At 33.8% G+C, this 8,057-nt stretch carries 7 protein-coding genes and 2 pseudogenes; 8 read left to right on the forward strand and 1 reads right to left on the reverse strand.

The annotated features are described in order from the left end of the window. Positions 1–16 precede the first annotated feature (16 nt). The 7 genes and pseudogenes from HT728_RS10280 to HT728_RS10310 all read left to right on the forward strand — a co-directional run. A complete protein-coding gene (locus tag HT728_RS10280; protein WP_000207600.1) occupies positions 17–991 on the forward strand; it encodes a LacI family DNA-binding transcriptional regulator in 975 nt (324 codons plus the stop codon). Then, entirely contained in the window at positions 991–1,902 is a 912-nt protein-coding gene (gene rbsK, locus HT728_RS10285; RefSeq protein WP_173235103.1) for a ribokinase, read from the forward strand. The genes HT728_RS10280 and rbsK overlap by 1 nt, the downstream gene beginning before the upstream one ends. After that, positions 1,877–2,275 (forward strand): D-ribose pyranase, encoded by a 399-nt coding sequence (rbsD, locus tag HT728_RS10290; RefSeq protein ID WP_000759835.1) that lies wholly within the window; start codon positions 1,877–1,879, stop codon positions 2,273–2,275. Before rbsK ends, rbsD begins: the two co-directional genes overlap by 26 nt. A gap of 13 nt (positions 2,276–2,288) precedes the next feature. Further along, positions 2,289–3,767, forward strand: coding sequence for a sugar ABC transporter ATP-binding protein (locus HT728_RS10295; RefSeq protein ID WP_173235105.1), 1,479 nt, complete (start codon positions 2,289–2,291; stop codon positions 3,765–3,767). A gap of 1 nt (position 3,768) precedes the next feature. Then, entirely contained in the window at positions 3,769–4,713 is a 945-nt protein-coding gene (rbsC, locus tag HT728_RS10300) for a ribose ABC transporter permease (RefSeq protein WP_173235107.1), read from the forward strand. Between the two features lie 103 nt (positions 4,714–4,816). Next, positions 4,817–5,782 carry a substrate-binding domain-containing protein gene (locus HT728_RS10305; RefSeq protein WP_000789621.1) on the forward strand — a complete coding sequence of 322 codons (966 nt, stop codon included), beginning with the start codon at positions 4,817–4,819 and terminating at the stop codon, positions 5,780–5,782. 77 nt (positions 5,783–5,859) lie between these two features. Next, positions 5,860–6,000, forward strand: a pseudogene (locus HT728_RS10310) (NUDIX hydrolase); the annotation flags it as partial. Here HT728_RS10310 and HT728_RS10315 read toward each other — a convergent pair. After that, positions 5,997–6,074: pseudogene (locus HT728_RS10315) on the reverse strand (DNA-binding transcriptional regulator); the annotation flags it as partial. The pseudogenes HT728_RS10310 and HT728_RS10315 sit on opposite strands and share 4 nt — an antisense overlap. Positions 6,075–6,321: 247 nt before the next feature. On the opposite strand from HT728_RS10315, the gene HT728_RS10320 reads away from it, so the two are divergent. Beyond that, the coding region (locus HT728_RS10320) for a YSIRK-type signal peptide-containing protein (RefSeq protein ID WP_173235109.1) at positions 6,322–8,057 on the forward strand (1,736 nt) is incomplete at its 3' end.

The raw sequence follows: 8,057 nt of genomic DNA on the forward strand, positions 1-8,057 counted from the left end.
ATAAGAAGGAGGAGTGATGACTACAATAAAACAGGTTGCTGAAGAAGCTGGAGTATCAAAATCAACGGTTTCAAGATATATATCAAAAAAAGGTTATGTTGGAGATGATGCGAGAGAGAAAATAAAAAATGCGATTAAAAAATTAAATTACACACCAAATGTATTAGCGCAATCTTTGAAAACCAAAAAAAACCAAATGGTAGGACTTTTATTGCCAGATATTTCAAATCCCTTCTTCCCAAGATTGGTTCGAGGCGCTGAATCATATTTGAAAGATAAAGGTTATAGAATTATGGTTGGTACGATTTCAGACCAAGAATCTTTGAGTGAATATGTTAACTTGCTGTTGAAAACAAATGCTGCTGGCATTATTACTACACATGACTTCACAAAAGAATATCCAGATTTATCATTACCTGTTGTTGTGGTTGACCGAATTAGTAAAGATACAGGTTACGGTGTTTTTTCTGATAATCAGTCAGGTGGTCGTTTGGCTGCTGAAGCAATCTGTAATGCAGGTGCTAAACAAGTTCTGATTATTAAAGTTTTAGATGATAAAGCCGAGAATATCGCGGAACGGTTTGAAGCAAGTTTAAACTATTTGAGGAATAAATCTTTAGAAATTTGTATTGAAGAAAGTGAAACGTTTGACTTTGAAAAAATTCAAAAAGAAGCTAAAGAGAATCTAAAAAGAAATCCAAATATCGATAGTATTATAGCACCTTCTGATATTCATGCGATAGCTTATATTCATGAAATTTTAGCAATTGGTAAAAAAATTCCAGATGATATTCAAATCATTGGTTATGATGATATTGTACTTAGTCAATTTATTTACCCTTCTTTATCAACTATTCACCAATCCTCATATAAAATGGGAGAACAGGCTGCAAAACTAATCTATAATATGGCAAATAAGTTCTCTATAGATGAAGCTAAAATTAAACTACCTGTTAGATACGTAGAAAGAAATACATTAAGGAGAAAGTAATGAGTAAAATTGTTGTTGTTGGAAGTATTTCAATGGACTTAGTTATGAGAACAAAAAGGATTCCAGAAGGAGGTGAAACGATTTTTGGGGATTCATTTAATATAGTTCCAGGTGGAAAAGGTGCAAATCAAGCTGTAGCTATTGGTAGATTATCCAGTGTAGAAGATAATATTTACATATTTGGAAACGTCGGAGAAGATATTTTTTCAGCAGATTTACTAAGTAATCTGCAAAATAATAATATTTTTACAGAACATGTGGGAACGGTACCACAATCTACAGGAGTTGCACAAATTACTTTATATGGAGGTGATAATAGGATTATTTATTATCCCGGAGCGAATAATTTAGTTAAAACAAATGATTGGAAAAATGAGTGGGAATTGATTAGTGATGCAAGTATTGTTGTATTACAGAATGAAATACCACATGAAGCCAACCTATCTATAGCTAAATTTTGTCAAGAAAATAAAGTTAAGGTGCTTTACAATCCTGCACCAGCTAGAGAAACAGATATAGAGATGATTCCTTTTTGTGATTTTATTACTCCTAATGAGCATGAATGTTCAGAGCTTTTTCCAGATAAGAAACTAGAAGAAATTATTAAAATTTATCCTAATAAAATGATTGTGACATTAGGAGTTGAAGGTTCTATTTATTATGATGGGACAGCAGTTCAGAAAATTCCTGCTATAAAAGCAGAAGTAGTTGATACCACAGGAGCAGGAGATACGTTTAATGGTGCTTTTGCTTATGCTATCTCAAAAGGAAAAGAGATGGATGTTGCATTGTCCTTTGCAACGATTGCTTCACATCTTTCTGTTCAAAGATTTGGAGCGCAAGGAGGTATGCCGAGTTTGAAAGAAATAAAGGAGCATTCAGGATATGAAGAAATATGGGATTTTAAATAGTAATATAGCGAAACTAGCTGATGATTTAGGTCATATGGATTTGGTTTGTATCGGAGATTTAGGATTGCCAGTTCCAAAAGGTGTTGATAAAATTGATTTAGCATTAAGAAAAGGTAGTCCAAGTTTTTTAGAAGTTTTAAAAGAATATTCAGATCATGTACTTATCGAAAAAATTTTCTTAGCAGAAGAAATTAAGGAAAAAAACAAAGAACAGTGGCAAGCAGTTCTAGATCTTTTAGGATCGAATATAATTATTGAATATATTAGTCATGAAGAATTGAAAGCTATGAATACTAAAGTTAAGGCAGTTATTCGCACTGGGGAAGATACACCATATTCGAATATAATCTTGCAATCAGGAGTTATTATTTAGAAGGGGGTTGCCTATGAAAATTGAAATGAAGAACATTTCAAAATCTTTTGGGAATAATCGTGTTTTAGAAAGTATTGATTTGGTTCTTAATTCAGGAGAAGTTCATGCTTTAATGGGGGAGAATGGCGCAGGCAAATCAACCTTAATGAATATTTTAACTGGACTTTTTCCAGCTACTTCAGGAACTATTTTTATTGATGGAAAAGAAAAAACATTTTCTAATCCTCAAGAGGCAGAACGGTTTGGACTGAGTTTTATTCATCAGGAAATGAATACTTGGCCAGATATGACTGTACTTGATAATCTTTTTTTAGGAAGAGAAATTAAAAATTCGATTGGGTTTCTAGATAAAGTTAGTATGGAAAGGAAAGCTAAAGAAGCATTTAAACGTCTTAATATCTCTATTCCTCTCGATGCAATCATTGGTCAATTATCAGTCGGACAACAACAAATGATAGAAATAGCAAAATGTTTATTATCAGAAGTTTCCTTGTTAATTATGGATGAACCCACAGCAGCTTTAACTGATCGTGAAACTGAAACACTTTTTAAAGTGATAGAAGGATTAAAATCTGATGGTGTAGGTATTGTGTATATTTCACATCGGATGGAAGAAATCTTTAAGATCACAGATCTTATAACTGTTATGAGGGATGGGTTTGTAATTGATACCAAGAAAACGAAGTTAACTAATGCGGATGAATTAGTTCAGAAGATGGTAGGCCGTGAATTAGAAGATTATTATCCAGAAAAAAAGGCTGAGATTGGGAATATTGTTTTTCAAGCTAAGAATCTTTCTGGTGATGCTTTTACGGATATTTCTTTCTATGTACGTCAAGGGGAAATTCTTGGTTTTTCTGGTTTGATGGGTGCTGGTCGTACTGAAATAATGCGAGCAATTTTTGGAATTGATTCTTTAAAATCTGGTCAAATTATAATAAACGGAGAACAACTGATAATTAAAAATCCTTTTGAAGCAATTAAGCATGGAATTGGTTTCTTAACAGAAGATCGTAAAGATGAGGGATTGATTTTAGATTTTTCTATTAAAGATAATATGACTTTACCTAGTACTCGTGATTTTGTTAAAAATGGCATTTTCGATAATAAAACAAGTGATATATTTGTACAACGTTTAATAGATAGGCTACGAATTAAATCAGGTTATCCAGATAAGGAAGTTGGAACACTTTCTGGTGGTAATCAACAGAAAGTAGTTTTAGCAAAATGGATAGGTATTGCTCCAAAAGTACTGATTCTAGATGAGCCAACTCGTGGGGTAGATGTTGGTGCTAAGCGTGAAATTTACCAATTAATGAATGAATTGGCTGAACGAGGTGTGCCGATTATTATGGTATCTTCAGATTTACCAGAAGTGATCGGAGTCAGTGATCGTATTATGGTCATGCATGAAGGAAGAATTAGTGGAGAATTAACACGTCAAGAAGCTACACAAGAAAAAGTTATGCAACTAGCTACAGGAGGACAATAGTGTGAAAAATACTGTGAAGTACATGTCAGAATTGACAACGGTAATAGCATTGATAATTTTAATGGCTGTCATCACTATTATCAATTCAAATTTTTTAACAGCAAATAATCTGTTAAATTTACTATTGCAAGTAACATCAAATGCACTGATCGCTTTTGGAATGACCTTTGTTATTCTAACAGGTGGAATTGATTTATCAGTTGGATCAATTTTAGCCTTATCCAGTGCGCTAACCGCTGGCCTATTAGGATCTGGAATGCCTGTTACGTTAGCAATTCTCATCTCTTTAATTTTGGGTTGCATTCTGGGGATGATGAATGGTTTATTGATTTCCTACGGGAAATTAGCTCCATTTATCGTTACTTTAGCAACTATGACTATTTTTAGAGGTGCAACACTTGTTTATACAAATGGGAATCCTATTACAAAAGGATTAAGTGATACATTCTTATTTCAATTTTTGGGGCAAGGTTATATAGTCGGAATTCCATTTCCTGTAATTATTATGTTTATTGTATTTATTGTTTTATATGTTTTACTTCATAAAACAGCATTTGGTAAATCTGTGTATGCTATAGGGGGGAATGAAAAAGCAGCATATATATCAGGTGTGAAACTAAATAAAGTGAAAATTATCATTTATTCAATTTCAGGTATTATGGCTTCAATTTCTGGATTGATTATAACATCACGCTTAAGTTCTGCTCAACCAACAGCAGGTGCTAGTTATGAAATGGATGCTATTGCAGCTGTTGTTCTTGGGGGAACCTCATTATCAGGAGGTAAAGGTCGCATACTGGGGACCTTAATAGGTGCTTTAATTATTGGGGTTTTGAATAATGGACTTAATATTATCGGTGTTTCAGCATTTTGGCAACAAGTAGTAAAAGGAGTTGTAATCTTAATTGCTGTTCTGATTGATCGTTTTAAAGTTGTAAAACAGTAGAATAATTTTCAATTTTTTTGGAAATAGTAACAATTTATTAGATGATGTACAATAATCGGGATTGAAACTATCCCTATAGATATATATTACGAGGAGTAATAACATGAAAAATATTAAAAAAATTAGCATTTTTGCTTTGTTTGTAACATTTATTTTTGCTTTAGTAGCTTGTGGAAAAACTGGTTTAGGAAATTCATCAAATGATAATAAATCTACGATTCAAAAGTCTGCAAAAGAATTAAAATTAGGAGTTTCTATTTCGACTACTAACAATCCCTATTTTGTAGCTATGAAAGATGGTCTTGAAAAAGCCGCAAGAGAAAAAGAAGTAACTTTGAAGATAGCAGATGCACAAGATGATGCTGCTAGACAAGCAGATGATATTCAAAATTTTATTAGTCAAAATGTAGATGCTTTACTAATTAATCCAGTTGATTCTGATGCAATTGTAACATCTATTAAAGCTGCTAATAATGCAAATATTCCAGTAATCTTAATTGACCGCGGTAGTAATGGCGGTGAAGTCTTGACAACTGTTGCTTCTGATAACGTAGAAGCAGGTAAAATGGCTGCAGAATTTATTACCAAGCAATTGGGAGAAAAAGCAAAAACTTTTGAATTATCAGGAGTCCCTGGCGCTTCTGCAACTGTAGATAGAGGTAAAGGATTTGAACAAATTTCAAAGACAAATTTAGATGTTCTTTCTAGTCAATCCGCTAATTTTGATCGCGCAAAAGCTTTGAATACAGCGCAAAATATGATTCAAGGAAACAAAGAAGTACAAGCAATCTTTGCACAGAATGATGAGATGGCGTTAGGAGCTGCACAAGCAGTAAAAGCAGCTGGTCTTAGCAATGTATTAATTGTTGGTATTGATGGTCAACCAGATGCACATGATGCTATTGCAAAAGGTGATATTACTGCCACTATTGCTCAGCAACCAGCTAAGATGGGTGAAATTGCTATTCAATCAGCAATCGATCATTATCAAGGGAAAAAACTGGAAAAAGAAACAGTTTCTCCAATTTATCTTGTGACTAAGGATAATGTTGATCAACATAACTGGTGATATATTTTTAGTAAGCAAGTAGTTGTTAATTTTCATTCAATGTAGTTTTTAAATATCATTGTTACTATTTGAGCTATTGGATTCAAAAAGACCAGATTCCAAACTTGGATCTGGCCTATGATATGCTACCCTTGATGGAGATGATGGAAGCTCCGGACAAATCTGAATTTTTCTACCCTCGCCGTACAGAAGACGATTGGGAAAAGAAAATTTTCTAGTCTTTTACTAAATAACCGAGCTGATCCAAGGCCTCCTCGATATAGTGGAGGTCTTGTTTGGTTTCCTGCTTAATAGTAATAATAGATTAGTAAAAAAATATCTATACTCGCTAAAATTAAATGCTAAATTAGAAAAAAATATATGGGTTATACTGTTAATTTTTCTAAGAAAGATGTAAAATAGAAGGTGTACTATGGTTTTTTAAACAAGTGTGGTACCAAAAATTAAAGAGTGTATCCTTTCCTTAAATTCCTAAAATATTTAAGGGGGGGGGGTATTTTTTAGTACCTCAAAAATAAAAATAAGAGAGAGGCGATTAGATGAGAAAATCAAATCGTGAAGTGAACGGAGAAAAGGTATTCCGTTATTCTATTCGTAAGTACCATTTTGGTGCAGCAAGTGTTGCTGTAGCAGCATTAATGTTTTTTGCTAATGGTGCGGTTAAGGCAAATTCTTTACCTGTATCACCTGCTACGGCTAATACTGAAATGGTAAATGCTGGTGTAGAGGGAGTTCCTCCAGAGAAATCTCTAGAAGCTGGGGGGAATAAGGAAATCGTAGCTCCTGAGCCTGCAAAGAAAACATCTAACAAGGAAGATGGAGCTGGTTCTAATGCTCAAGGTGCAAATGAGATTAAAGTATCTGATAAAGATATGATTCCTGCTAATAAGACAGAGGAAATCAATAAAGCCGAAACAAATGGCAAAGAAAAGGAAGTGATTACTAATAAAGATAAATTGGAATCTCTTCTAAAAGAAATTGATCAATTAAACTTAAAGGACTATACAGAAGATACTGTTAAAGTATTACAAGAAAAAGTTGCGAAAGCAAAAGAAGTACTTGTTAATGCAAAAACTCAAAAAGAAATTGATCTTGCTTATAATGCGTTGGTTGGATATAAAAACGCTGGTTTAAAACGTGTACCTAAACCAAAAGAAAAACCCACTCCTAAACCAAAAGGAAAACTCACTCCTAAACCAGATACAACAAATGGTAAAGAAACAGTCGGAATTAGAGCTGAAAATACTGAACCAAATGGCACAAATATCGCAGGACATAATCATAGCTTGAATAGGACTTCTTTGCCTGAAGGAAGTGGGTTTAGAGCAACGCCAGAGGAAGTGACAGGTATAGAGTTTGGAATATCGAATGGTCAAAGAGATGGGAATTACAGTAGAACTGATAGATATTTTGATACATTATCATCTAACCAATATACTAGAATATTCAAATTTGTATCTAAAAGCGGAAATATTAAGAGTGTAACAGCAACGAGTAGTACAGGTCGTAGTGTGACTCTTGAAAAAATGGATAGATTTCCAAACAATGCAACGACATATTTTGTAAAGGCAAAAACAGATGTTAAAGGAGTCTCTGATGCTATCTTATCTTTCACTGTAAAAACTGCAGGTGGAGATAAGACAGCTCAAATTGGAGTTTACCGTTCACTTGGTAAACCAACGATTAAAGTTCCTACTGGGCAAAAGGAGTCTACTGTCGATGAGTATTTAAAAGGTAAACAGGAAACTAAACCGACAATTGATGTAGAAGTTCCTGTTGTTCCAAATCTTCCGTCATATGCAAAAATGAAAATATATTTGGTTCATGATAATGACCGTGATAAAGGAGTATATCCCGAAGATGAGTGGGCAGAAAATCATAATCCTAGACCAACTAGATTGACAGCAAAAGTAGATGTTCCGTATGGAAGAGTCAATCCAAAAACAAATAAAACTACTGTAACTATACAAAGCGGAGACTATTTAAAACCTCTTGCAGAAGGGAAATATTTTGTTTTATCGGTTATAGAAATTAATAATGAAATGAATACTAATCCTGGTATTCGTGCTTCAAGCTTTAGTGATGCAGCAATAGTAGCACCTAAGGAAGCAAATAAAGACGCGCTTCGAACAGCAACAAGCACAGGTGACACAGAAACTAAGGCAACTGCAGCTTACTACAATGCCGAAGCAAGTAAGAAAGATGCGTACGATCGAGCAGTAACAGCAGGTAAAGCAGTATTAGCAAGAGATAATGCGACACAAACGGAAGTAAA

The sequence above is a fragment of the Streptococcus sp. 544 genome, from assembly GCF_013277385.1.
Classification (GTDB): domain Bacteria; phylum Bacillota; class Bacilli; order Lactobacillales; family Streptococcaceae; genus Streptococcus; species Streptococcus mitis_BA.